At 44.8% G+C, this 22,849-nt stretch carries 22 protein-coding genes; 10 read left to right on the plus strand and 12 right to left on the minus strand.

The window, feature by feature from the left end:
• Positions 1 to 2: 2 nt before the first annotated feature.
• Positions 3 to 986 carry a thiamine ABC transporter substrate binding subunit gene (gene thiB, locus OV592_RS05685; RefSeq protein WP_406610706.1) on the minus strand — a complete coding sequence of 328 codons (984 nt, stop codon included), beginning with the start codon at positions 984 to 986 and terminating at the stop codon, positions 3 to 5.
• Between the two features lie 46 nt (positions 987 to 1,032).
• Here thiB and OV592_RS05690 point away from each other — a divergent pair, with 46 nt between their 5' ends.
• Entirely contained in the window at positions 1,033 to 1,842 is an 810-nt protein-coding gene (locus OV592_RS05690; protein ID WP_406610707.1) for a phosphotransferase, read from the plus strand.
• Here OV592_RS05690 and OV592_RS05695 read toward each other — a convergent pair.
• The 6 genes from OV592_RS05695 to OV592_RS05720 form a co-directional block, all read right to left on the minus strand.
• Positions 1,839 to 2,684, minus strand: a complete 846-nt coding sequence (locus OV592_RS05695) for an SDR family oxidoreductase (RefSeq protein ID WP_406610708.1) — start codon at positions 2,682 to 2,684, stop codon at positions 1,839 to 1,841. The two genes, OV592_RS05690 and OV592_RS05695, sit on opposite strands and share 4 nt — an antisense overlap.
• Positions 2,685 to 2,821: 137 nt before the next feature.
• Positions 2,822 to 3,136, minus strand: a complete 315-nt coding sequence (locus tag OV592_RS05700) for a DUF3861 domain-containing protein (RefSeq protein ID WP_406610709.1) — start codon at positions 3,134 to 3,136, stop codon at positions 2,822 to 2,824.
• Between the two features lie 65 nt (positions 3,137 to 3,201).
• Positions 3,202 to 3,696 (minus strand): DUF2798 domain-containing protein, encoded by a 495-nt coding sequence (locus OV592_RS05705; protein WP_406610710.1) that lies wholly within the window; start codon positions 3,694 to 3,696, stop codon positions 3,202 to 3,204.
• A 266-nt stretch (positions 3,697 to 3,962) separates the two neighbouring features.
• Positions 3,963 to 4,103 (minus strand): hypothetical protein, encoded by a 141-nt coding sequence (locus OV592_RS05710; RefSeq protein ID WP_406610711.1) that lies wholly within the window; start codon positions 4,101 to 4,103, stop codon positions 3,963 to 3,965.
• Positions 4,104 to 4,309: 206 nt separating this feature from the next.
• Positions 4,310 to 5,152, minus strand: coding sequence for a 23S rRNA (adenine(2030)-N(6))-methyltransferase RlmJ (locus OV592_RS05715; RefSeq protein WP_406610712.1), 843 nt, complete (start codon positions 5,150 to 5,152; stop codon positions 4,310 to 4,312).
• 108 nt (positions 5,153 to 5,260) lie between these two features.
• Positions 5,261 to 6,646, minus strand: a complete 1,386-nt coding sequence (locus OV592_RS05720; protein ID WP_406610713.1) for a PLP-dependent aminotransferase family protein — start codon at positions 6,644 to 6,646, stop codon at positions 5,261 to 5,263.
• A gap of 119 nt (positions 6,647 to 6,765) precedes the next feature.
• Between OV592_RS05720 and OV592_RS05725 the strand changes: the two genes are divergently transcribed.
• The 5 genes from OV592_RS05725 to OV592_RS05745 all read left to right on the plus strand — a co-directional run bounded on the left by OV592_RS05725 (position 6,766) and on the right by OV592_RS05745 (position 12,548).
• On the plus strand, positions 6,766 to 7,359 hold the full coding sequence (locus tag OV592_RS05725) for a LysE family translocator (protein WP_016403820.1): 594 nt from the start codon (positions 6,766 to 6,768) through the stop codon (positions 7,357 to 7,359).
• 205 nt (positions 7,360 to 7,564) lie between these two features.
• Complete coding sequence (locus OV592_RS05730) at positions 7,565 to 8,251, plus strand: hypothetical protein (protein ID WP_406610714.1); 687 nt, start codon at positions 7,565 to 7,567, stop codon at positions 8,249 to 8,251.
• Positions 8,252 to 8,262: 11 nt separating this feature from the next.
• A complete protein-coding gene (locus OV592_RS05735) occupies positions 8,263 to 9,063 on the plus strand; it encodes a phosphotransferase (RefSeq protein WP_406610715.1) in 801 nt (266 codons plus the stop codon).
• Positions 9,064 to 9,302: 239 nt separating this feature from the next.
• Complete coding sequence (locus OV592_RS05740; protein ID WP_406610716.1) at positions 9,303 to 11,192, plus strand: DUF1800 family protein; 1,890 nt, start codon at positions 9,303 to 9,305, stop codon at positions 11,190 to 11,192.
• Between the two features lie 9 nt (positions 11,193 to 11,201).
• Complete coding sequence (locus OV592_RS05745; RefSeq protein ID WP_406610717.1) at positions 11,202 to 12,548, plus strand: DUF1501 domain-containing protein; 1,347 nt, start codon at positions 11,202 to 11,204, stop codon at positions 12,546 to 12,548.
• Between the two features lie 61 nt (positions 12,549 to 12,609).
• On the opposite strand, the gene OV592_RS05750 is transcribed toward OV592_RS05745, so the two are convergent.
• Positions 12,610 to 13,830, minus strand: a complete 1,221-nt coding sequence (locus OV592_RS05750; protein WP_406610718.1) for a uracil-xanthine permease family protein — start codon at positions 13,828 to 13,830, stop codon at positions 12,610 to 12,612.
• A 171-nt stretch (positions 13,831 to 14,001) separates the two neighbouring features.
• Here OV592_RS05750 and OV592_RS05755 point away from each other — a divergent pair, with 171 nt between their 5' ends.
• The gene (locus tag OV592_RS05755) at positions 14,002 to 14,346 is read left to right on the plus strand and encodes a DUF2956 domain-containing protein (RefSeq protein WP_406610719.1); all 345 of its coding nucleotides are present in this window, start codon (positions 14,002 to 14,004) and stop codon (positions 14,344 to 14,346) included.
• A gap of 9 nt (positions 14,347 to 14,355) precedes the next feature.
• Positions 14,356 to 14,901, plus strand: coding sequence for a GNAT family N-acetyltransferase (locus OV592_RS05760; protein ID WP_016403811.1), 546 nt, complete (start codon positions 14,356 to 14,358; stop codon positions 14,899 to 14,901).
• Here the strand turns inward: OV592_RS05760 and OV592_RS05765 are convergent.
• From OV592_RS05765 to OV592_RS05780, 4 genes are all read right to left on the minus strand, one after another.
• Positions 14,898 to 15,395 carry a TetR/AcrR family transcriptional regulator gene (locus tag OV592_RS05765; RefSeq protein WP_016403810.1) on the minus strand — a complete coding sequence of 166 codons (498 nt, stop codon included), beginning with the start codon at positions 15,393 to 15,395 and terminating at the stop codon, positions 14,898 to 14,900. The two genes, OV592_RS05760 and OV592_RS05765, sit on opposite strands and share 4 nt — an antisense overlap.
• A 49-nt stretch (positions 15,396 to 15,444) precedes the next feature.
• On the minus strand, positions 15,445 to 16,149 hold the full coding sequence (locus OV592_RS05770; RefSeq protein ID WP_406610720.1) for a glycerophosphodiester phosphodiesterase family protein: 705 nt from the start codon (positions 16,147 to 16,149) through the stop codon (positions 15,445 to 15,447).
• A 70-nt stretch (positions 16,150 to 16,219) separates the two neighbouring features.
• Positions 16,220 to 17,053, minus strand: a complete 834-nt coding sequence (locus OV592_RS05775) for an ion transporter (protein ID WP_406610721.1) — start codon at positions 17,051 to 17,053, stop codon at positions 16,220 to 16,222.
• 83 nt (positions 17,054 to 17,136) lie between these two features.
• Entirely contained in the window at positions 17,137 to 18,021 is an 885-nt protein-coding gene (locus OV592_RS05780) for a LysR family transcriptional regulator (RefSeq protein WP_406610722.1), read from the minus strand.
• Positions 18,022 to 18,125: 104 nt separating this feature from the next.
• Between OV592_RS05780 and OV592_RS05785 the strand changes: the two genes are divergently transcribed.
• Together OV592_RS05785 and OV592_RS05790 are read left to right on the plus strand one after the other, a co-directional pair.
• The gene (locus tag OV592_RS05785) at positions 18,126 to 19,337 is read left to right on the plus strand and encodes an MFS transporter (RefSeq protein WP_406610723.1); all 1,212 of its coding nucleotides are present in this window, start codon (positions 18,126 to 18,128) and stop codon (positions 19,335 to 19,337) included.
• A gap of 291 nt (positions 19,338 to 19,628) precedes the next feature.
• Positions 19,629 to 22,613 carry an ExeM/NucH family extracellular endonuclease gene (locus OV592_RS05790; protein ID WP_406610724.1) on the plus strand — a complete coding sequence of 995 codons (2,985 nt, stop codon included), beginning with the start codon at positions 19,629 to 19,631 and terminating at the stop codon, positions 22,611 to 22,613.
• Positions 22,614 to 22,849 lie beyond the last annotated feature (236 nt).

Genomic DNA, 22,849 nt, shown 5'->3' on the forward strand with positions numbered 1-22,849 from the left:
TATTATTGGCTAACCGTGTTACGCCATTCTTTCGTCCACGCTTTGCGCTGTTGGCTAACAGTAGCTTGGTCAAGGCTTAAGGCTTTTGGTGTTACAAGTGTTGAGAAGGCTTCTGGCAGCTCAGCTTCTGGGTTTACTGGCAGCATCCAGTTGGTGGTAGCAATAACCTGTTGAGCAGGTGCGCTAACCAAGAAAGCCAAAAATTGCTGAGCCAGCTCTACCTGTTGGCTGGTTGCACTTATTGCAGCCACTTCCACTTGGCTCATGTGCCCCTCACTAAACCCTAGCGCTTGGTAGCGGTTTTCTTGCTCGGCTACCATGTGGTAAGCCGGGGAAGTAGTATAACTAAGCACTAAATCGGCTTCGCCTTTTAAGAACATGCCGTAAGCTTCGCTCCAGCCTTTGGTTACGGTAACCGTTTTATCTTTTAACTTGCTCCAAGCTTGCTCGGTATCATCACCATACAGGGCTTTTAGCCAAAGCATTAAACCTTGGCCTACAGTGCTAGTTCGCGGATCTTGGTAAAGAATGGTGCCATCAAACTCATTAATCAGCTCTTCCATTGAGCTAGGTTTATTCTTTAACAACTCGGTATTGTAAATAAACGCGAAGTAACCGTAGTCATAAGGCACAAAGTTGTTGTCTTGCCAGTCTATGGCCAGCTTAGGAAGGGTTAATTGGTGGGCTTGCACTGCACCAATTGCTTCAGCTTCTGGGATAAGGTTAGTGTCTAAACCTAAAATGACATCAGCTTTATTGCGTTTCCCTTCTAGCTTTAAGCGGTTCAAAATAGCTACGCCATCGTCTAAACCTACCCAGTTAATGCTGCAGTTACATTCTGCTTCAAAGGCTTTACTTAAGGCCGGGCCTGGCCCCCAATCAGAGACAAAGCTTTGGTAGGTATAAACCGTTAGCTCGCTGTTTGCTTGGGCATTTAAGCCAAATACACCAACAGTACAGCAAGCTAGCCATAGCAATTTTTTCATCTTACACTCCTTGATAATAGATTTAAGACCACCGCCGGACGTCATCTTGCCTAACTCTCCACTGCCAGAATCGATAGCCACGTATTTACAACAGCATTTGGGCAACATTCTAACAGTAGACCGTTTTGCGGGGGGACATCAGCATTCTTGGTTATTAACAACCGAACACGAACGCTTGGTATTGCGACTTAATCAACAACAGCCTTGTTATGGCTTGGATTATCAACGCGAAAGAGAAGTATTACAACAGCTTAAAGGACAAGCGTGGATTATTGATTTGCACCCGCTAAGTTTTAAGGGGCAGTTTCTACTCTATCGTTACCAATCTGGTGAAGCGCTTAGTGACTTAAGTGGTTTTTCTGACGCGCTTTGGCAACAGCTATTGTCGATAATTATTAGCTTGCCACGTTTAGGCCAAGGCTTAGCCAAGTTTGATATGATCCACTACCTAAGCCGTTATGTAGGGGATATTACCGCAGCTCAAGCGAAGCGTTTTCGACTACTCGCTTTGACATGGCTTAAGGAACAGCTTTGGCCAAGCGGTCTCGCCTTTAATCATCATGATCTACATTTAGACAACCTGCTACTTAGCCCTAAGCAGCAATTGTTTGTATTGGATTGGGAATATGCTGCCAGCTCTATGCAAGGCTGGGATGCTGCCAGTGTTGCGGTACGTTGCCCAGTAAGCAGGCAGCAGCGCCAAGATTTAGTGCTCGCCTCTCAATTAAGCGAAGCTGAATTCACGTTGTTAGAAGCAGCTGTTGAGCTACTAGATCTGGCTTGGTTCTGGCAATATCAACCCAGTTTAGCTGGGTTAAATCAGCGCTCAGAGCGCTGGTTACTCGCTCACGTTTAACGCTTTAACTTATTAAAATAATCTTGCCAGCTGATGTGTTCTCTACCTGCTGCTTGCGCATAATGACTAGGATTATCCGATTTTCCTTCGGCGATGCCTTGATAGATGCCGGCAATAACGGTTCCGATAAAATCGCCGAGTTCTTCAATGCGGTCTTTCCGGTAGTCTTCAACGCTCATTGGCTGATAGCTTAAATCGGTATCAAAGGCTTGGCTTAAATAATCGGCCAGCTGGTACTGCGTTAGCGATTGTCCGTGTAAATTGTAAGTTTGCCCATTATGTTTGTCTTCGCTTAGCATTTTTGCGTAGGCGTAACCTAGCTCGCCACGGCTTGTGTAACCACATTTTCCATCGCCTGCGCAGTTAGTTATTGTGCCAGCTTTCTTGTAATTCTCGATGTATTCAATGTCTGGTTCTATGTAGATGCCGTTGCGCCCAATAACCCATGCTAAGCCACTGTCTTTTAGGTCTTGCTCGGTTTGGCGGTTGCTTTGAATTACGGGAGAAAACGCGGTGTTTTCTTCAGCGCCTTGCACACTGGTATAGACAATTTTTTTCACGCCTGCTTTTTTTGCAGCATTAATTACATTGCGATGTTGGCCAATGCGTTTATCCGGGGCGTCCATGCCAGACACTAACAGTAATGCGTCTACAGATTGCAGAGATTGTTCCAATTGTTCAGGCTGATTGTAGTCTCCTGCGCGAACCTCTACGTCTAAATGCTCAGCTTTGCTCGGGGTGCGTGCTAGGGCAATCACATCTTGCTTGGATGTTAAAGCTACAGTGGCTTTTACGATGGCGGCTCCAAGTTGTCCGCTGGCTGCTGTTACGGCTATTTTCATGGTTTGTCTCTCTGTAGGCTATGGCTTGACGCTTAGAAAAATTCTAGATGAGAATTTAAAAGCTGCTGGTTTAACTCGCGCAACCAAAAGATATTTATAGTTTAACGAGATTTCCGCTAGGCAATGGCTAATGGCAATTAGTGAGCATTATTGGCTTGTTTTACCGTTGATTTAAGTTGCTGCATAAAGGTTTTAAAGTGTGGAAAAAACTCAGCGAATAGAGAGTGTTTTCGGTTTTGCATCATTAACGGACCTAATAAACGCAACGATACTGCCAGTCTTTTCGCATCATTATTTGCCAGCTCGCTACCTTTAGTTATTTGCTCTACCGCCTTGAATAAGTCTTCTCGGTCTTGGTAGTTAAACTGCAAGGTTCTAGCGGTTTGTTGATCGCTAGCTAATTCTTCAATAGTGATTTGGTAGTGTTTATCTTTTCTTAATGTAGACATCATATTGTTTCCTATGTTGTTTAGCTTGTTTACAGAGCGCACTGCGGATGGCAAACGGAGTCTGGCTGTTAGCTTTTTAAGAAGCGTTCAACTCTTGGTTTTATGGTTAATGAAACGGTGATAATTAACACCAGTGCAAAGGGCAGTGCTGTTAATAGTGTTTGTAACCAACTCGCTAAAAAGTCAGCGGCATTACTTAAACCTAGGTTGTTTAGCGTGGTGCTAAAGGCCAGCCCAGACTCCATAATTACGGCCATTACCACACCCACCACAATATTGCGTTGCTGTACTTGCATCTTTGGTAAGCATTTCTCGGCAGCTTTGCTGATTGCAGCCATCAGCAAGAAACCAATAGGCATTATCGTGCTAGCTGCTAACAGAAACGCTGATAGCCATTGGCCAAAAAATAACGGGCTATAACCTAGGTTCAGGTAAGTCATTACGCCAGTTAACGAGCCTCCCATCACCGTCATCATTGCCATTACTAGCAATACCTTTTGAAACAAAGGAGGGCTTTTGGGTTGAAGTTCTGCAGTTAGTGCAGGGTTCATTTGTGCATTCAAGGCTTTTTCCAGATTAGAATTGGTTGAATATATCAACTATATTTACATTGGTTGATTTTGTCAACTATTGGTTTGTTCTTTTGGTTATGCTTGAAGTGTTAAAGAGTCGTTATTTAAGAGTCGCTATTTAAGAATTGTTATGACTTGATTATAAGTACAAAGGTTTTGTTGTTAGCTAGTTATGGCTTTGAAGCGAAGGGAGCTAGCTTGAATGAAGTAGTAGCTTTAGATGAGTGGTTAATTTGCCTTGAAGAATTTATGAATGCTTAGTTTTCACTGCTATCTGAACTGCCATGTCCACGCCATACATCCATGCTTTCTTGCTCTCCACCACCAAACTCTTCTCGTTTACTATCTGTGTTGCTTTCTGTTCGATGAAATACCAATAATCCAATAGAGCCGATCAAAGGCAGCAGCCAAACAATTACTACTTGTGAGACTATTTGAGAGGGTTCTGAGTAGATTCTCGTGACGCAAATGTAAGTTGCATAGATGTTTAGAAGAACTAAAACCAATAATAGTGACACTAATTCCATTTTTAACTCACTAAACTTGAGAGCGCGGTATTGAACACATCCAACTGGCGCAAGGCGCGCCAGTTGGATGTGTTAGCTTACTCTTCTACCAGTACTTCGGCGCGCCAATTACCTTCGCCTTCTTCGCCTAAGGTTTCTGCTAAATAGGGCAGTACTTCTTGCATTTCTTTCATCAAGGTCCAAGGTGGGTTAATAACGATCATCCCGCTGGCGGTCATGCCAAACTCTTCACTGTCGTGGCGAATACCTAATTCAAACAATTGAATATTGCTAATGCCGCTGTTGCTCAGCTGCTTTTCTAGTTTGTCGATGCGGTGGCGGTCTACCACTGGATACCAAAGTGCATAAGTACCAGAGGCAAAGCGTTTGTGAGCTTCTTTCAAGGTTTTAACCACCGTTTGGTATTCGTCTTTAACTTCGTAAGATGGATCAATTAATACTAAGCCACGGCGCTCTTTGGGAGGCATTAATCCGATAAGGCTTTGATGACCATTTTCTTGGCGAATTTTGGCGCGGCGGTCACGCTGGAATAAACTGTTTAACGGCGCTTGTTCACTTGGGTGCAACTCGTGCAAAAATAAGCGGTCTTCACGGCGTAGCATCATTTTGGCTATCCACGGTGAACCGGGGTAGTGCTGGCGAGTTTTTTCTGGATGAATTTGATTAACCAGCTTTAGGTAGTTTTTAACCAACTCGGGCAAGTCTTCAGCATCCCAGAGTTTACCTACGCCATTTTCGTACTCACTCTTTTTCTTAGCTTCTGGGCTATTAAGGCTATACGCCCCAGCACCTGCGTGGGTGTCGAAGTAACACAAGGGTTTATCTTTTTGAGTAAGGTAAGAAATGATGCGTTGCTGCACTAAGTGTTTAAGTACATCGGCGAAGTTGCCTGCATGATAAGAGTGGCGATAGCTTAACAAAGTGTTGTCTCGACATTGAAGAAATATGAGGGCTCAGCCAAGGCTGACAATATTGCGCTAGTCTAGGTAGAGACTAGCGCAGATGCAAGTTTATCGGTGCTTAGTCGCTTAGAATAGTTGCCGTTTGGGCTCGGGTGTGGCTTTGAGCAGTTTGGCTAAAATAGCTAAGCCTTGGTCGAGCTGTTGATTTGATTCTGCTTGGCCTAAAGATAAACGCACTGCGTTAGGGCTAGCTTGATTATCTACCACAAAATGCTCTGCAGAAGCGACCTCTACACCGTGTTGCTGCGCTGCAGCAACAAACTGGCTGCAGCGCCAGTTAGCGGGTAAGCGCAGCCAGCAATGTAAACCGCCTTCTTGGTAACTGTAATCCATACCTGCCATATGGTGGTGAAGTAGCTGGGCCCGTTGGCCAATTAAGCGTCGTTGCTCTATTAGGGCTTTATCGGCAAAACCGGCTTGTATCCACTGGATCGCCACATCAACCAGCAAAGGACTAATATTCCAAACACTGCCCCTTATGGCGCTATTAAAGGCGGTTTGCAAGTGAGCTGGTGTGTGTAAGTAAGCAAACCTAAGGCCTTTAAAAGCGCCTTTAGAGAAACTGTTTAAGTAAATAACCTGTTGCGGCGCCATTTCAACCATGGCTGGTGGGCGTTGGTCGGGCAATAAACCACATACATCATCTTCAATAATAATCACTTGATGCGCACGACAAATATCGATGATTTGCTGGCGTCGGGCTTCAGACATTATTGCAGTAGTAGGGTTTTGCAGGGTTGGCGTGAGGTATAAAGCTTTGGGATGATATTTCTCGATATGGCTTAGCAGGCTATCTGGGCAAATGCCTTGTTCATCTAAGGCAACACCTTTTAGCTCTATCTTTAATTGTTTAGCAAGGGTGATTAAGCCGGGATAACACAAGGCTTCGCACAGTACCCGTTCACCGACTAACTCAAGGGCGATTAAACATAGATTTAACCCATGCTGGGCACCATAACTAAAAAAAAGTTGTTCAGGTTTAAAGCAGCTGCTGCTCTGATTAAGCCAAGCACACACCGATTCGCGCTGCGCCACTAAGTTTTGGCTGTGGTCATTGTCTAATAACTGATCGAGCTGCTCTCCTGCTTGAGCATAGTTTTGCAGCAAGGGCACCAACTGCTGCGCCCTCGCTTGGGTAAAGGCGGTGTTTTGCCAAAGCTCAATATGCTGATTATTGCCCTTTAAGCTCCCCCATTGCTGCTGATAATTAGTTGGGCTTTTTACATAACTGCCACTGCCGGTTTTCGATTCTATTAAACCTTGCAGTTCTGCTTGGGCGTAGGCGCGGCTAATAGTACCTACCGTAACAGCGAGGTGCTCTGCCAGTTGTCGCTGAGGCGGTAATTTTTCGCCAGGCTTAAGTTGCTGTTGCTCAATTTGAAGGCGGATCTGTTCAACAATTTGAGTCGCTTTGTTATTGCTACTATCTAAGTCTTGCCAAATTGTCATCATGATAATAAACCTTTTGATCTCTTGTTACTGCTATATTAGCGTGAGTAATGAGACTTAACTACGATTTTTTAATCATTTTGGCTTATTGTATCGATACAATTTTAACTTGGGAGGACGGTATGGATATCGCGTTGTTTTCATCTATGGTGTTATTTGCTTTTGTAATGGCAGGTACTCCTGGGCCCAACAATATGCTGTTAACATTTTCGGGTGCTAATTTTGGCTATAAGCGCAGTGTGCCGCAAATGGCAGGTATACCCACTGGCATTGCCACGATGATCTTATTAATGGGCTTGGGGCTTAGCTGGGTATTTCAGCAGTATCCAAGCTTGCAGTGGACCTTAAAAATATTAGGTAGTGCTTATTTGCTGTATTTGGCTTTGCGTATTTTGCGTCAAAGTCAGCTAGCTAAGCAGCAGATGGCAAAACCGCTGAGTTTTTTTGAGTCACTTGGTTTTCAATACTTAAACCCTAAAGCGTGGATGATGACCTCTTCGGCCGTGGCCAGTTTTGCCTTACCGGGTGAAGCTTACTGGGAGTCTATTTGGGCTTTAGTTCTTACGTTTTTCTTGGTGAATCCGGTTACTGGTTCAATTTGGGTGAGCTTTGGAAAGTTTATTGCTCGTTGGTTAAGTGCACCTATCGCTCGGCAGCGTTTTAATATCACCATGTCATTTTTAACGGCTGGCTGTGTTGTGCTGCTGTGGGTGTAAATTATTAAGCGTTGCTTAGCAACGCCTTTATTTCTTGTTGTTTGATTCAGATAAGTATTATTGATCTTGATTAATAATAATTATGTAAATAGTTGATATGGTTTTTATCTATAAGCCAACAATGGTGCATAGCAATTAGGCACTAATTAACTAAGTCGAAGAGTTAGTGCCTAGGCATAAGCTTTCGAACAACAAGGAAGTAACGATGAAATGTTTGTTTGGGCTGTTAATGCTGCTTGTTGTAGCACCAATACAGGCGGGTTTATTGCATTACGATGAAGCTATTGATGGTCATTTTAGCTTACAGAACCCTACTAGTTTAACGCTAAAAAAGGGCTTAAATACCATTAAAGGCACGTTTACCACCTCTCCTCTTCGAAAGCTAAACGCCGCCTACGACGATGAGTTAGGGGCTATGGGCTACGACCGATTGCGCCCAGAGGGCTTTGACTATGCCAGCCTCGCTTATGATGATAGCGATATCTTAGATCTGTGGTTGGAGCTTCAAGAACAGCACAAAATCCAATCGGTAAGCTTTTCCATTTTAGCCAGTGAAGCCTTAGTTTATGGGCATACTCACTTTGTTTCTCGATTCACAATTGATGATATTTGGGTGGACATATTTGATGTGCGACAAGCTGAGTTGAGTGATTTAAGTTTGGTTACGGTTAACGACCAAGCTCTACATCTTACTGCCAGTGGTAAAACCGCAATGGTGTTTCCTGGCTGGCACGAATATATAGGCCAAGAAAGAGTAAGTTACGAGCTCACGTTTAATGTGATTAAAGTGTCTGAACCATTAAGTTTAGGGCTGTTAAGCTGTTGTATGTTTATGCTGTTGTATTCACGAAATAAATCTTGCCGACTAAGGCTTGAACAACTAACAGCATAGTGTGAGGAAAGGTGCTTACACTAAAACGCCTCAAAAAAATTGCCAGTGGTAACACCGCTGAGGTATTTGCCTTATCAAACAAACAGGTACTAAAACTGTATTTTGATGGCTATCCACCAGACGAAGCCGAAAATGAGTTTAACAAGGCAAAGTTTGCTTATCTACTAGGGATACCCACTCCTAAACCCATCGATTTGCTAGAGTTAGGCCCGCGCCAAGGGCTTGTGTTTGAGCGTTGTGAAGGGCCAAGTTTGGCCGCATATTTACAGCAACATCCTAAAGAAGTTCCTCACTTGGCCTGCGAGTTTGCGAGCCTACATGCCACTATTCATCAATACGATGCTAGTCCATTGCCGCTAAGCCAAGAGCGCCTTAGCGATAAAATAAACCGCGCAAATGTTGATCATGGTTTGCGACAACAGGCCTTGGAGAAACTAGATACTTACCCGCAGGAAAACATGCTCTGCCATGGCGATTTTCACCCTGCTAACGTCATTCTATCTAATCAGAGCTTGATGGTGATTGATTGGGTTGATGCCACTCAAGGCCCGGCTCTAGCTGATGTTGCTCGTACCGAGTTGCTAATTGCTACCAGTATAACCACGGCAGACACCTTTGAGAAACAGGCTTATGTTGAACTAAAGCAGCAATTTGTAGCGGCTTACAAACGGCATTATTTTCAGCTAAGCAAGCGTGATGAGCAGCAGCTAGCGCGTTGGCTCCCGTTAGTTGCTATAGGCCGATTATCAGAAAAGCTGGCTGGATCTAGCTTCGAGCAAACCTTGGCAATTGCGCAGCAAGATTTTATTTAACTCTTAGCTGGGCTCAGTTATTGGATAAGGTCCTCTTTGAGCGATTGCTTGCTCCCCTCATTTTAAGCACGCCGTAGACTAGTTTGGCCAAAGTGCGGGACTTGTGCGCTTATTAATCATATTGTTGGTGTAAAGTAGCGCTAACAGGTGATGAAAACCAGATGTTAGTAAGTTGTTGATTTGCATGTGCGATTTCTGGACACTTTATTTTTTTAATTGTTAATAACATGGACGTGTTAATGCGAAGTCTAATTAGTATTGCTTTGCTTTTGTCATTGTTTGCTTGTGGTGGCGGGGGCTCAGAGTCCGGACCTGCAGAGCCTCAAGAGCCCAATGTAGAAGTAGAGCTAACTGAAACCGCCCGCAAGGGGCAACCTGTAAGCCTAAGAGCGAAAGCAACTGGTTTAGGCACCATTAGTAAAATTGAATGGCGCCAAGTATCGGGCCCTAGCATTAACTTTGTTCAAAGCGACAGTTTAGAGTTGGAAATTGTTCCAGATAACAACTCCAGCCTTAGCGCTGATACTTACACTTTTGAAGTTGCTATTACTAACGACCAAGATGTAGTGACTCGCCAGCGTTTGAGTTTTGAGGTGCAAAATGCAATGAGCAGCTCTCAAGCCGCGCGATTGCTGCATCAAGCCACCTTAGGACCTAAAGGCAGTGAAATTGATGACGCAACAGGTATTAGTGAGCAAGAGTGGTTAGCAGAACAAATGCAGTTGCCAATAACCAAGCATCTCCCTTTAGTGGCTAATTACCCAGACCGTGAAGAGCCAAACCAAATTAACCGAATCGATGCGTGGTGGAAGGCCTCTCTTAATGCTCCTGACCAGCTGCGACAGCGAGTAGCTTTTGCTTTAAGTGAGATTTTTGTTGTATCTGATAGCAACAATGCCCTTCGCGGCGAGCCAGAAGGCATGGCACATTATCAAGATATTTTGCTGACCCATGCCTTTGGTAATTTTCGTGAGCTGTTGGAAGACGTAACCTTATCACCAGTAATGGGCACTTATTTGAGTCATTTAGGCAACGAAAAAGCTGACGAAGAACTTAATATTCGCCCAGATGAAAACTACGCCCGAGAAGTGATGCAGTTATTTACCATTGGTTTAGCTGAGCTGAATCAAGATGGTAGCGTTAAACGCGATGGTGAAGGCAATACCATTGCCACCTATGGGCAAGAGGAAATTGAAGGTTTTGCGAGAGTTTTCACCGGTTGGACCTTTGGTGCAAGCGCCCGGTGGAAGCGACCAAGCCGTAATTTCACTATCCCTATGGAAGCTTATCCTGATTATCACTCGCAAAAAGACAAAACCTTGTTAAATGGTGTGGTGTTAGCAGGTGGGCAAACCGCTGAAGATGACATGCGTGATGCACTAGATAATCTTTTTGAACACCCTAATGTGGCGCCATTTATCTCTAAACAGCTTATTCAACGTTTAGTGACGTCTAACCCAACGCCACAATATGTAGAGCGTGTGGCCAATGTATTTGATGACAATGGCAGTGGAGAGCGCGGTGATTTAGCGGCTGTAGTAAGCGCTATTTTGCTTGATGATGAAGCTAGGCAAAATTCAGGTGTAATAAGTTATTACGGGAAGATTCGCGAGCCTTTATTACGAACCGTTCAGTTCTGGCGTGAACTAGATGCCGCTAGCCCTGCTAATTGGTACTTCACTTGGTCACTAAACGACAGCCACGGACAAACCCCGCTGGGCTCGCCATCGGTATTTAATTTCTTTAGGCCAGATTATCAACCCGCCGATTTGTTGGAGCTAGATATTGTTGCACCAGAGCTACAAATTGCTAATGACGCAGCGCTAATTGGTCAGTTCAATAACCAGTACAGCGGCTTTCTATGGAACATAAAAGAGCTGATTTCTGAGCCAAGTGATAAACGCATTATGCTGAGCCTGCAAGCTCACGTGGATATTCTTGAGCAACAGGGCTTGGAAGCTTTGCTCGATTACTACGACACCTTGTTTTATAGCGGCAACATGAGCAGTGACCTGCGCCAAACTCTGCGTGAAGTGCAAGATATTTGGTCGAGTTGGACCCCTTATCAGCAAGTTGCGTTTTTGTTGTTTACCGTGTCGGTGTCTCCCGACTACATAGTTCAGCTTTAGGAGCCTGAGATGACTTATAAAAACAGGCGAGAGTTTTTATCGCTGTGCTTAAAAGGTGGGGTGTCGATGGCGGCGCTCAGTAGTATGCAATTAAAAGCGATGACAAGTTTGGCGACACCCGCGGCCAGCGCCGATGGATTTAAAGCCTTAGTATGTATTTTTTTGAAAGGCGGCAACGACTCTTTCAATATGCTAATTCCTCAGCAAGGTGATCCTTTAGCGGCTTATTTAAACAGTCGCCAAAATCTGGCGGTGAGTGATGCGATTGCGATTGACCCGATTACCGCGGTTGATGGGGGAATTGGTTTAAACCCTGCGTTATCACCCATTGCACCTTTGTTTAATAATCAAAAACTTGCTGTAGTTTCTGGCGTAGGGAGTTTAGTTGCGCCAATTACCTTGGAGCAGTACAAAGCCAAAAGTGCTGCTATACCTAACAATTTGTTTTCACATAACGACCAGCAAGCCACGTGGATGCAAGGTCGAGAAAAAGAAAGCATTAATTATGGTTGGGGAGGGCGAATTTTAGAGTTGCTTAATCAACATGATAGCTTTGGTTCAAACATATCTTTATCGGGAAATAACCTGTGGCAAACTGGCCCAAATGCAATTCCTTTTGCCATGAATAAATCGGGTATTACCCGAGTGAATGCTTACAACAGTACTTCGCAACGTACTCAAGATTTTAGGCAACAGCTCGAGCAAATGTTTAGCCGCGCTAGCCACCCCTTGGCAAAAAGCTACAGTGATAAATTAGACACCTCGATTAGCAATACCGAACAGCTAAACGAAGCGCTTGGCAGTGCTGAGGAGTTCACCGATGTATTTGGTGATAGCAATTTGTCTAAGCAATTGCTTGCAGTTGCCAAAACCTTATCTGTGCAATCGCAATTTGGGGTAGGGCGACAAGTTTATTTTGTAGGCATGGGCGGTTTTGATACTCACGATGATCAAAATGTTAATCACCCCGCTTTATTGCAGCAGCTTTCTCAAGCCATGGCTGAGTTTGACAGCGCGATGACGAGCTTAGGTTTATCTAATCAAGTGACTACTTTCACCATGTCAGATTTTGGCAGAACCCTAAGCTCTAATGGCGACGGCACTGATCATGGCTGGGCTGGTAACCAACTTGTGATGGGCGGCGCGGTAAATGGTGGCGAGATTTATGGCTCGGTTATCGAACAAGCCTTAGACAGCGCTTATGATGTGGGCGGTGGTCGAATGATCCCACAAGTGGCCAATGAGCAATATTTTGCCAGTTTAGCCCGTTGGTTTGGTTTAAGTGATAGTGAGGTGCTGGAGTTATTCCCAAGCCTTAGCAACTTTAACCAAAGCCATTTATCGATGTTTAGCTAAGGGTTTAAACAAGTAATAAAAAAGGCCAGCTTAAAGCTGGCCTTTTAGTTTGTGTGTGAGCTTATTTAGCCTCTGTTGCTTTCTCTTCTTGAGGTAATACCAAGTTAAGAATAATAGCTACAATGCCACATAGACCAACACCTTTAAGGGTGAACTCGCCTACGCCAACGGCCATGCCGCCAATACCAAATACCAGGGTTACAGATACAATTACCAAGTTGCGTGGAATAGAGAGATCAACTTGTTTGCTAATTAAGGTGTTTAAACCAATGGCAGCAATAGCACCAAATAACAAACACATAATGCCGCCCATTACCGGTACCGGAATCGACAACAACAAGGCACCTGTTTTACCCACAAAAGCAAGGCCAATGGCAAATACCGCAGCCCAAGTCATAATCACTGGGTTGTAGGTTTTAAGTAGGCTTACTGCACCGGTTACTTCGCCGTAACTTACTACCGGTGGAGCACCAAAGCTGGCAGCTGTCATAGTAGCTAAACCGTCACCCAATAATGAGCGGTGAATACCAGGCTTTTCTACGAAGTTTTTGCCAGTCACATTGGAGATTGCCAGTATGTCACCAAAGTGCTCAATGGTAACAATTAAGCCGATTGGCGCGATGAATAAGATGGCCTGCCAGTTAAACTCTGGTGTCACAAACTCTGGAATCGCGAACCAAGCGGCTTGGCTTACAGAAGTAAAATCTACTAAGCCAAAGAATAAGCTCAGTAGATAACCTACCACCACGCCGCTAATAATTGGCATGAGTTTAAGCATGCCTTTGGCAAAAATAGATACCACAATGGTGGTGAACAAGGCGGCTAAAGAGATAAGCAATGCAATGTCTTGTTCTACTAATACCGCTGAGCCATCACCGGTTTTACCTAGTGCCATGTTTACCGCAACTGGCGCTAAACCTAAGCCAATTACCATAATTACAGGGCCAACCACTACCGGAGGTAAAAAGCGTTCAATCACTTTAACGCCACGTACTTTTACCACGGCACTAATAATAATGAACATTAAGCCGGCAGCCATTAGGCCACTTAAGGTAGCGGGTAAGCCAAATTGTTGCGTGCCCAAAATAATTGGACCAATAAAGGCGAATGAACTTCCTAAGAAAATAGGAATTTGTCGCTTGGTGCAAAACTGAAAGATTAAGGTACCAATACCCGCACCCAACAGTGCAAGGTTGGGGCTTATTCCGGTTAATAGAGGTACTAAGGTGGTAGCGCCAAATGCAACAAGTAACATTTGTGCCCCAAGTAGTGGGGTGTTCATCCGTCTTTCTCCCTGAACAAAAAAATTTGCTTAGTGTAATCCGAAGGCTGTTATAAAAAAATGATCAAGGTAGTTACTCTTTAAAAAAGTCTTTGTTTTATTATAGTTGCGTGTTCTTTTAGACTTATGTAGCGGGATAGTTCAAAGTAATACTCTACGCTAGGAGGTAATGTGGCAAAGCAGCAGAAACAAAAAATCTCAGATGAAACGGTGACAACGGCAGATGCGATAGCAAAAGCTAATCAGCGGCCCGGTCAAACTAAAGAACAAACCAAATTAATATCGGCTGGTATTCAAAAAGGAATTGAGCAGTACAAAAAGCAGCATAAAGCTAAAATGCGTGAAGCCGACAAAGCACGTAAAAAACAAGCTCGTCAACAAAGCGATAAGCAAGTTGATGCACAGGAAAGCTCACAATCTGCAGGCTCGAACAAGCCGCAGTATTTGCCTTGGGTACTGCTAGGTTTGTCGTGGATAGGTTTTGCAGCCTATGTTTATAGTTACTCGCCAAATTAGGAGCTAAACATGCGAGGCAAGCACGTACTTATTCGCCCTTATCTACCAAGCGATGCTGTTGCCCATGCCGCGGCGGTTCGCGAAACGGCTATTAGCGGGTGTCGTTGGCTAGATTGGATGGAAGAAGATTACCCTGAAGAGGAAAGCCGCTCTTGGTTAGCGCTAAGCCAGGCTGCGATTGCCAAAAACATCGCCTTTGATATGGGCATATTTGCTAGCCAAGGTGGGGAGTTTTTGGGCGCTATTGCCATTAATCGTATTGAATGGAATTACCGCGCCGCCAACTTGGGTTATTGGATAAAAGACAGCGCCAGCGGAAAAGGCATCGCCACCGAAGCCGTGCGTTTAATGGCTGATTATGCCTTTAATGCTTTGCAGCTAAACCGACTAGAGTTGGTTATTGCTGAAGAAAATTTTGCCAGCCGCCGCGTTGCCGAAAAGGCCGGCGCTCAGTTTGAATGCTTAGCTCGTGCGCGAGTATTGGATTACGGTAAGCCCTGCCATGCGGCAATTTACTCACTGATTGGCGATGACCTACTACAACCGCAAAGTTAGCTATCTACGCTTTTAAGTGATGTGCGACCACGTTGGTTAATAAATTTGAGCATCGATTTCCCCAGCAGCCAGGGGAGATCTTGATTCACGGCCTGATAACCTAAATGGCTAGCCACATGGTTAGTGAACTGATTCCAACCAACGTTAGCTAAACGCCACGCCACACTTTTTTGCTGAGACGCATCAATAAACAAATGCACAATCGCCCGAAAACGTGGAGACTCCAAACTGTCTAACCAAGTGAGGCGTAAGCTTTCTCGGCTACTTAAATCTAGGTGTTGAATAAAGTTTTGAGTCAGTCGGCTATTTACCGCCGAAGTAATCGATTGCAAGTTAGGGAAACAGTCGTTAAGTTCGGCGTCGCTAATACCGCATTGGCTAGCGATGTTCTTCATCTCAATTTGCTGCCAATCACCCTCTAATAGAAAGGCCAATACCTGATCGAGAATGCGTTCTTTAAGTTGCTGCTGAGGTGACAAGTTTGCTGGCGTCATGGCTCGCTTCCTGCGAATTAAGTATGCAAACTTTCCACATACTTAGGGACTATAAAAATCGCTCAGGAAAGTCACTAATAACCATATCCAACCATGGTAACAATGCGGTGATTTCGGTGGGCTCATTTACAGTGTATGTAGACAAACGATAACCCGCCAGTTTGATTTGTTTAGCTTGGGCGACACTCAGCTTTTGATAATTGCAATGGCAAGCAACGGCATTTATGTCTGCGAGTTGTTGTCGCCAGTTTTCTGGAGGGGCTTCATAAAGCTGGGCGAGCTCTAATTGCTTGGCATGTTTATGTAAAAACAACAAAATTTGATGATCGAAGCTGGATATCAGCAAATCGCTTAAGGGAAAATTACAGTGCTCAATCTCTTCTAGCACCGCTTCGGCAAGCTGTTGGCGGGGCTGTTGGTGATACTTAAGCTCTAAATTTAGCTTCAAACCTAATTGTTTGGCGTGTATTAAATATTGGCGCAAGCTTGGGATTTGTTGGCCAATAAACTCTGGTGCAAACTTAACTCCAGCATCGATGGTTAGCAATTGATCTAAGTTGTGCTCAGCCACTTTGCCACTGCTGTGGGTGCAGCGGTCTAAGTTTTCATCGTGAAATACTATAGCTTGGTGATCGCTTGCCAAAAAGGTATCAAATTCGACCCAGCTTAAACCTAGCTCTGCAGCTCGGTCTAAACCTGCTAAAGTGTTTTCTGGTGCGCTGCCTGCTGCGCCGCGATGCCCTACAATAATCACTATAGATTTACCGTTATTAAATTATGTAATTCAGTTTAGCCCAGCAGACTAATGCCTGAACAATACAATTTTATGATTCCTCTAACAGACTTGCGCCGCAGTGTTTACAGTAGTCTGCATCATGGTCGTGACCTGCGCGCTCACAATGCAAACAACGATGTTCGCGCTGCTCTCTGCGCATCTCGTTTACTAACTCTGCACCCACAATGCCGGTTGGTACGGTGATAATGGCAAAACCGGTTATCATTACTAAGGCCGCCAGCGCTTGTCCTAATGGTGTGGCAGGGGAGATATCGCCATAACCCACGGTGGTAATGGTAACAATCGCCCAATAGATGCTCTTCGGAATACTGGTAAAGCCGTTTTCGGGCCCTTCAATGGCATACATTAAGGCACCATAAATGGTGGTAATTAAGCAAATACAGAATAAGAACACTAAAATCTTACGCCTTGCCAGCATTAAGGCGCGCAGTAGCACGTTGGCCTCACTCATATAGCGCACTAACTTAAGTACCCGCAAAATTCGTAATATACGCAGTAAACGAAATAGCAGCATAACTTGGGCAGCAGGGTAAAGCAGCGCTAAATAGGTAGGTAGAATAGCCAGTAAATCAACAATGCCATAAAAGCTTTTGGCGTACTCTTTAGGCTGGGGAGAACAGTACAAGCGAGCGATATATTCAAGGGTGAAAAACAAGGTAAATACCACCTCTAAAGCGATAAACCAAGTATGGTAGAGCTGCTCGAACTCACTGACCGAATCTAAGATAACCACACTTACGCTGGTGATTATGGCGACGACTAACAGCAGATCAAAGCGTTTACCGGCTTTTGAGTTATAACCAAAAATTATCTCATAAAGCCGCTGCTGCATTGGGCTTTGTTTGCTTGTTTCGTTAGGCACACATTCATCCTTGATTAGGTTTCTGGCTTAAGTATATCGGTAAAAATTCGCAATGGTAGTTGCTGCGTTTTCTGGATTTTTGATTATGCCTCGGTCAGTTTGCAGTTCTCTAATACAAAATCTTTGAAGCGCTGATTGGCGCGAGACATATAGGCGTCGCGACGCCAAGCTAAGCCCAGTTCAAGAAAAAACGGCGGATTAAAGCTTAATGAGTGCAGGGCGTCGCCCGGTTGCACCACCATGCTAAGCAGGGTGGTGATGCCAAAATCTCGTGCCACTATCGATTTAATTAAAGGTATTAAGTTGGTTTGAAAAGAGACCTGCGGCACTCGCTGCTGCTCACGACTTATTTGCTCAATCACCTTGTGGTGAAAGTAGCCCTCTCTAAATAGCACCAACTCATGGTCTAAAAACTCTTGGTGGCTAATGCTGTTTTGTTGGCTTAGCGGGTTATCTTGGCTGCAACAAGCTAGCAGTTCTCCTTTGTAAATTGGTTCGCAATGTAGCTCGGGTGGTACATCGTGGGTGACTACAATGCCTAAATCTAATTCGCCACTCAGTAGTTTTTTTCTCACCAACTCGGTACCTGCATCTATCACCGACAAATTTAGTTGTGGGTAGAGGCTTTTAAAGCCCATGAGTAACGGCGGGAAGAAGTAAGAGCCCATCATGCTAGGAATGCCAATGGTGACTGTACCGCTCTCTAAGCCTTTTAAAGATTGCATGGCTTGTTCGGCATCTTCGGCTTGTTTTAGCAATTGTATTGCGTGCTGATAAAGAACTTGGCCTTCGGCGCTTAAGCTTACTTTACGCTCATTGCGTTGTAGCAATTGAATGGAGAGCTGCTGTTCCAACTTTTTTATGGTAGCGCTAATGGCTGGCTGGGCAATGCCCAAGTGTTTAGCCGCGGCGGTAAAACTAGCTAACTCTACTACCGTTACAAATTGTCGCAGTTGTCGCAGTTCCATTTGCATATCCATAAATAAAAGTTATCACAGTGATAATACTAATATATTTTATTTATTGGTAGCGCAGGCATAGCATTAACTTATCGCTATTGATTGAGTTGGCTATGCAGTATCAGCAAAACAGTAAGGGCTTTTGGAAAGTAACCGCAGCAGTGTCTGCGGCTTCATTGGTCACCTTTTTTAACCTTTACTTGGTGCAACCGCTGTTGCCTATGTTTGCCAGCGAATATCAGGTATCGGCGTTGGCCGCCAGTGCTATGTTATCTGCAGCCATGTTAGGCATGGCATTAGGTTTACTGTTGTTAGCTTCCTTATCTGATGCTGTGGGTCGGCGCAAGATTCTGCTGTTCTCTATCGCATTAGTCCCTTGTTTAAGTTTATTAATAGGCTTGGCGCATTCCCAATCGTTTTATGCCATTGTAGCTTTGCGTTTTCTGCAGGGTGTTTGTTTGGCTGGTGTTCCAGCAGTAGCGATTGCTTACTTAGCAGAGCAATTAGATCCGCAAGCCTTGATTAAAGCGGTGGGTATTTTTATCGCTGCCAACTCTTTAGGTGGAATTGGTGGGCGTTTACTTGGGGGCTGGAGTGCCGACTTGCTGGGCTCTTGGCAGATGTCGTTTATGGTAGTTGCCTTGCTTAGCTTGTTAATGGCCTTAGCAGTGGTAATGCTACTGCCAGCAGAACAAGCTAAAATCTTAGGTCGCTGGCGCTTGTGTCAAAGTCTCGCTAACTATAAACGGCATATGCGCAACTCGCAGTTAGTATGTGCTTACTTAGTGGGAGGCATTGGTTTTGGGGTGTTCATAAACCAGTTCTCTTACCTCACTTTTATTTTGGCCGAAGCGCCATTTTCGCTGCCAGCTAGCCTTACGTCGTTATTGTTTCTTAGTTACCTAGGCGGCACATTTACTGCCAGCTCGGCGGGGCGAATTGCGCAACGTTACGGCGGTAAAAGTTGCATAGTGCTGGGTTTATTGGTGATGACTATCGCCAGTTTATTAAGTCTGTTTGGTGAGCTAAGGATGTTGTTATTGGCAATGGTGGTCTCTTCAATGGGCTTCTTTTTCTGCCATGCTCAAGCCAGCGCGTGGGTAAACCAACATGCCACACAAGCTAAGGCCAGTGCATCAGCTCTTTATACGATTAGTTATTATATTGGTGCGGCAAGTGGCGGCGCATTAATGCAACCCTTCTTTGCAGCTTGGGGCTGGCAGGGCATTGTGTTGGTAAGTGTTTGCTCACTGTCGGCGGTGGCATTTATGGCGCAGCGTTACCTGCATGCTGACGAAGGCGAATTAAAGATTGCTAAGGTGTAAGGCTATCGCTGTTCATCCACTTTATTAAACCTTGCCTGGTGTGGCCGTTTCTATTTGTTAGAGCCAATATGTAGTTTTTGAAGTCTAAATTTCTTCATTAATTCTGCGACAACAAAAGTGTTTAATCACTCAGCTTAAGGCAAATTTAGAGCTTTAACTTCAAAAAACTGTCACTGAGTTGTCACATTTTGTTCGTCATTTTTATGTTTTTTTGTCATTAAGTTTCGTCAGGCTAGACCAGTTAATGGCGCCGCTGTGTGCGGCATTCTTATGGTCTCAGGGACGAGTAATATGAACCCCAGAAATTTTATGTTAGTAGGCCTATGTGCCTTAGGTACTAGCGCGCAAGCGAATGTACTAATTAGTGAATATATAGAAGGTAGTAGCTTTAACAAGGCAATTGAAATTGCGAACTATGGTGATCAAACGGTCGATCTAAGCGCTGGTGATTATCAGCTGCGCTTGTTTTCCAATGGAGCAAGCATTGCCACAAATACCCAAGCGTTAAGTGGCAACTTAGCGCCAGGCGAAACCTTAGTATTTGTGAACAGCAATGCGGTGATTGGCAATAACGACAATGCCCTAATTCCCCCTGGTGTGGGCATTGAGTCAAGTGTGATTAACTTTAATGGTGATGATGCAGTTGGCTTGTTTGCCAGCGATGTATTGCTTGATCGTGTTGGTCAAATTGGCGTGCGTCAAACTTGGACCGATGGCGGCGCTTCAACGCAAAATCAAACCTTGCGTCGCCTTGATGAAAGCAGCCCTGATAACGACAACAGCCAAGAATTTGTGATTTCTTCTCGCTGGTTCAACTACGCAACAAACACCGTTGATGGCCTAGGCTGCATTGGCCAAGATGCTTGCGATGACGATGGCGGGCCAATTGACCCTCCAATCTCAGAAATTGGCCAATGTGGTGATACAAGCACTACAATTAATAGCATTCGCTCAGCCAATTTATTAGACCAAGAGGTGGTGGTTGAAGCTGTTGTAGTGGGTGACTTCCAAGGCGATGCTAATAACAATCAATTATCTGGCTTTTTTATACAGCATGCCGATGCTAACTGGGACGCAGACCCTCAAACTTCTGAAGGGATATTTGTTTACCACTACGCAGATGACGTTTCGCTAGGCCAACGAGTACGCGTAAAAGCAACTGTAGCCACTTACAGCGGTGGTAATCAGCTTAAAGATGTAAGCGACTTAATTGTGTGTGGCGAAGAAGCGCTACCTAGCGCAACCAGTCTAAACCTACCCTTGGTGGATGCGGATCTTTATCACCTAGAAGGCATGCGTGTGGTGCTGCCACAAACCTTACACGCCACGCCTGCCTACACCTTTAATCGCTATGGCGAAACGGTGTTGTCCTTAGGTAAGCGCTTTAAGTCTACTCAGGTTTACCCTGCTAATACGCCAGAAGCCGAAGCTTTAGCCTTGGCTAACCAGCTTAATCGCTTGGTATTGGATGATGGTTTAAGTTCGCAAAATCCCGATGATATAGCCTACTTCCCTAATTTCTCGGCCTTAAATAGCCTGCGCGCTGGTTCGCAAGTTAGCAATGTTGAAGGTGTTATTAATTACAGTTTCGGCCAGTTTCGGGTGCAGCCTACGGTAGTACCTAACTTTATCGATGCAAACGCAAGAACCACCGAGCCAGAACTAGACGAGCTGGGCAACTTAACTGTTGCAAGCTTTAACGTGCTTAACTTTTTTACCGATTTAGACATCGACAATGCGACTGATTTTCGTGGTGCGGATACTGCTGAAGAGTTTGAACGTCAGCGGGCTAAATTGGTGTCGGCCTTAGTCGCTATGAATGCCAACGTTGTAGGCTTAATGGAGCTGCAAAATAACGGTTTTGATGAGGCTAGCGCAATTCAAAACTTAGTGGATGCGGTTAATGTTCAGCTGCCCGAGCAACAACATTACGCCGTAGTGAAGCCTTTAAGTGAACGTATTGGCAACGATATGATCACGGTAGGTTTAATCTACCAACCAAGTGTTGTGCAAGTTTATGGTGATGCGCAGTTAATTAATGCTTATCCCTTTGACGACGTAACTGCTAAGCACCGTGTTCCTTTAGTGCAGCAATTTAGCATGGTAGATGGCGGCGAGCGCTTTTATGTTGCAGTTAACCACTTTAAATCTAAGGGCAGTAACTGTAATGCCTTAGGCGACCCAGACATGGGAGATGGTCAGGGCAATTGTAATGGTCAGCGCACCTTAGCGGCGCAAACACTGAGCCAGTTTTTTGCCGAAAAACAACAGGTATTGTTGTTGGGAGACTTTAACGCGTATGCCAAAGAAGACCCAATTTTAGCCTTTGAAACGGCCGGCTTTACTAACCTAGTACCACTGTTTGAAGCAAACAGTTACTCCTACTACTACGATGAAGAAGCAGGCAGTTTAGACCACGCCTTGGCCGATTCGGCCTTAACATCGCGAGTGCTAGATGCCACCGATTGGCATATTAATGCCGACGAACCAACGGGTTTAGATTACAACACCGAGTATAAGTCTGACGCGCAAATTACTAACTTTTATGCGCCACATGCTTATCGCGCATCGGATCATGATCCCGTCATCATTGCCTTAGATATGCGCAGCGCGGGCACTATTAGCACAGCGACTGAACTCACCATTGCCGAAGGCAGCAATGGCTCGTTAACGATAGAGCGTTTAGCTGGTGATTTTGGCGATGTAGTGCTTAAGTACCAAGTAGTTGCGGGTTCTGCCTATGAGCAAGATTTAGCATTGCTAAGTGGCGAACTAACTTGGCTTGATGGTGATATGAGTAGCCGTGAGCTAAACATCGCTGCGTACACCGACGAGCTAGTAGAGGGAACAGAGCGCGCCTATTTGCAGCTAAGCATAGAGCAGGGTGCGGCCAGTTTAGCCTTGCCGCAAGTTGAGCTGATTATTGAAGACAACACGCCATTAAGTGTAGCCATGCAGTTTGAGCAAATGAACGTTGCTGAGTCTGCTGGCAACATTACCATCCCGCTGGTGTTAAATGGTGAAGCCAGCACTACTGTTAGTGCGTGGGTATTGGTATTGCCATCGTCTGCTAATTGGTTTGACTACCGCGCGCCGTTTTTCCAACGTGTACAATGGAGCGAAGGTGAAAGTGGCGTTAAAACGGTGAGCGCAAAAATCGTTGATGATAAGCGCAAAGAAGGTGACGAACGCTTTAAGGTTTACTTATTCTCGGCTCGTCCTGCCCAACTAGGTAACATTACCAGCACTTGGGTAAACATTAGCGACAACGATTAAAAGCCAACATTGTAATAAAAAAGGCGAGCTGCATGGCTCGTCTTTGTTGTTTTTAATACTTAACCTGAACTCGGGATAAGGAAGTGACGATAACTCTGCTAGCCTGTACTTAATCTAGCTTCATGTTTCTGGCGAGATAGTTTTACTTAGTTCAAGACGAAGCTGCGCGCCAATAGCTAGTCTATTGCAAGTAGCTTCAACACCGAAATAAGTAAAAATAGCCGCTAGAAACCAGT

The organism is Agarivorans sp. JK6 (genome assembly GCF_045277145.1).
GTDB classification, from domain to species: domain Bacteria; phylum Pseudomonadota; class Gammaproteobacteria; order Enterobacterales; family Celerinatantimonadaceae; genus Agarivorans; species Agarivorans albus.

Bases quoted from the DNA above. Each gene is read 5' to 3' on its own strand.
- OV592_RS05780 (WP_406610722.1), bottom strand. From the start codon at position 18,021: ATGGAACTGCGACAACTGCGACAATTTGTAACGGTAGTAGAGTTAGCT.
- OV592_RS05720 (WP_406610713.1), bottom strand. From the start codon at position 6,646: ATGATGACAATTTGGCAAGACTTAGATAGTAGCAATAACAAAGCGACT.
- OV592_RS05725 (WP_016403820.1), top strand. From the start codon at position 6,766: ATGGATATCGCGTTGTTTTCATCTATGGTGTTATTTGCTTTTGTAATG.
- OV592_RS05745 (WP_406610717.1), top strand. From the start codon at position 11,202: ATGACTTATAAAAACAGGCGAGAGTTTTTATCGCTGTGCTTAAAAGGT.
- OV592_RS05790 (WP_406610724.1), top strand. From the start codon at position 19,629: ATGAACCCCAGAAATTTTATGTTAGTAGGCCTATGTGCCTTAGGTACT.
- OV592_RS05765 (WP_016403810.1), bottom strand. From the start codon at position 15,395: ATGACGCCAGCAAACTTGTCACCTCAGCAGCAACTTAAAGAACGCATT.
- OV592_RS05760 (WP_016403811.1), top strand. From the start codon at position 14,356: ATGCGAGGCAAGCACGTACTTATTCGCCCTTATCTACCAAGCGATGCT.
- OV592_RS05740 (WP_406610716.1), top strand. From the start codon at position 9,303: ATGCGAAGTCTAATTAGTATTGCTTTGCTTTTGTCATTGTTTGCTTGT.
- OV592_RS05695 (WP_406610708.1), bottom strand. From the start codon at position 2,684: ATGAAAATAGCCGTAACAGCAGCCAGCGGACAACTTGGAGCCGCCATC.
- OV592_RS05785 (WP_406610723.1), top strand. From the start codon at position 18,126: ATGCAGTATCAGCAAAACAGTAAGGGCTTTTGGAAAGTAACCGCAGCA.
- thiB (WP_406610706.1), bottom strand. From the start codon at position 986: ATGAAAAAATTGCTATGGCTAGCTTGCTGTACTGTTGGTGTATTTGGC.
- OV592_RS05700 (WP_406610709.1), bottom strand. From the start codon at position 3,136: ATGATGTCTACATTAAGAAAAGATAAACACTACCAAATCACTATTGAA.
- OV592_RS05750 (WP_406610718.1), bottom strand. From the start codon at position 13,830: ATGAACACCCCACTACTTGGGGCACAAATGTTACTTGTTGCATTTGGC.
- OV592_RS05730 (WP_406610714.1), top strand. From the start codon at position 7,565: ATGAAATGTTTGTTTGGGCTGTTAATGCTGCTTGTTGTAGCACCAATA.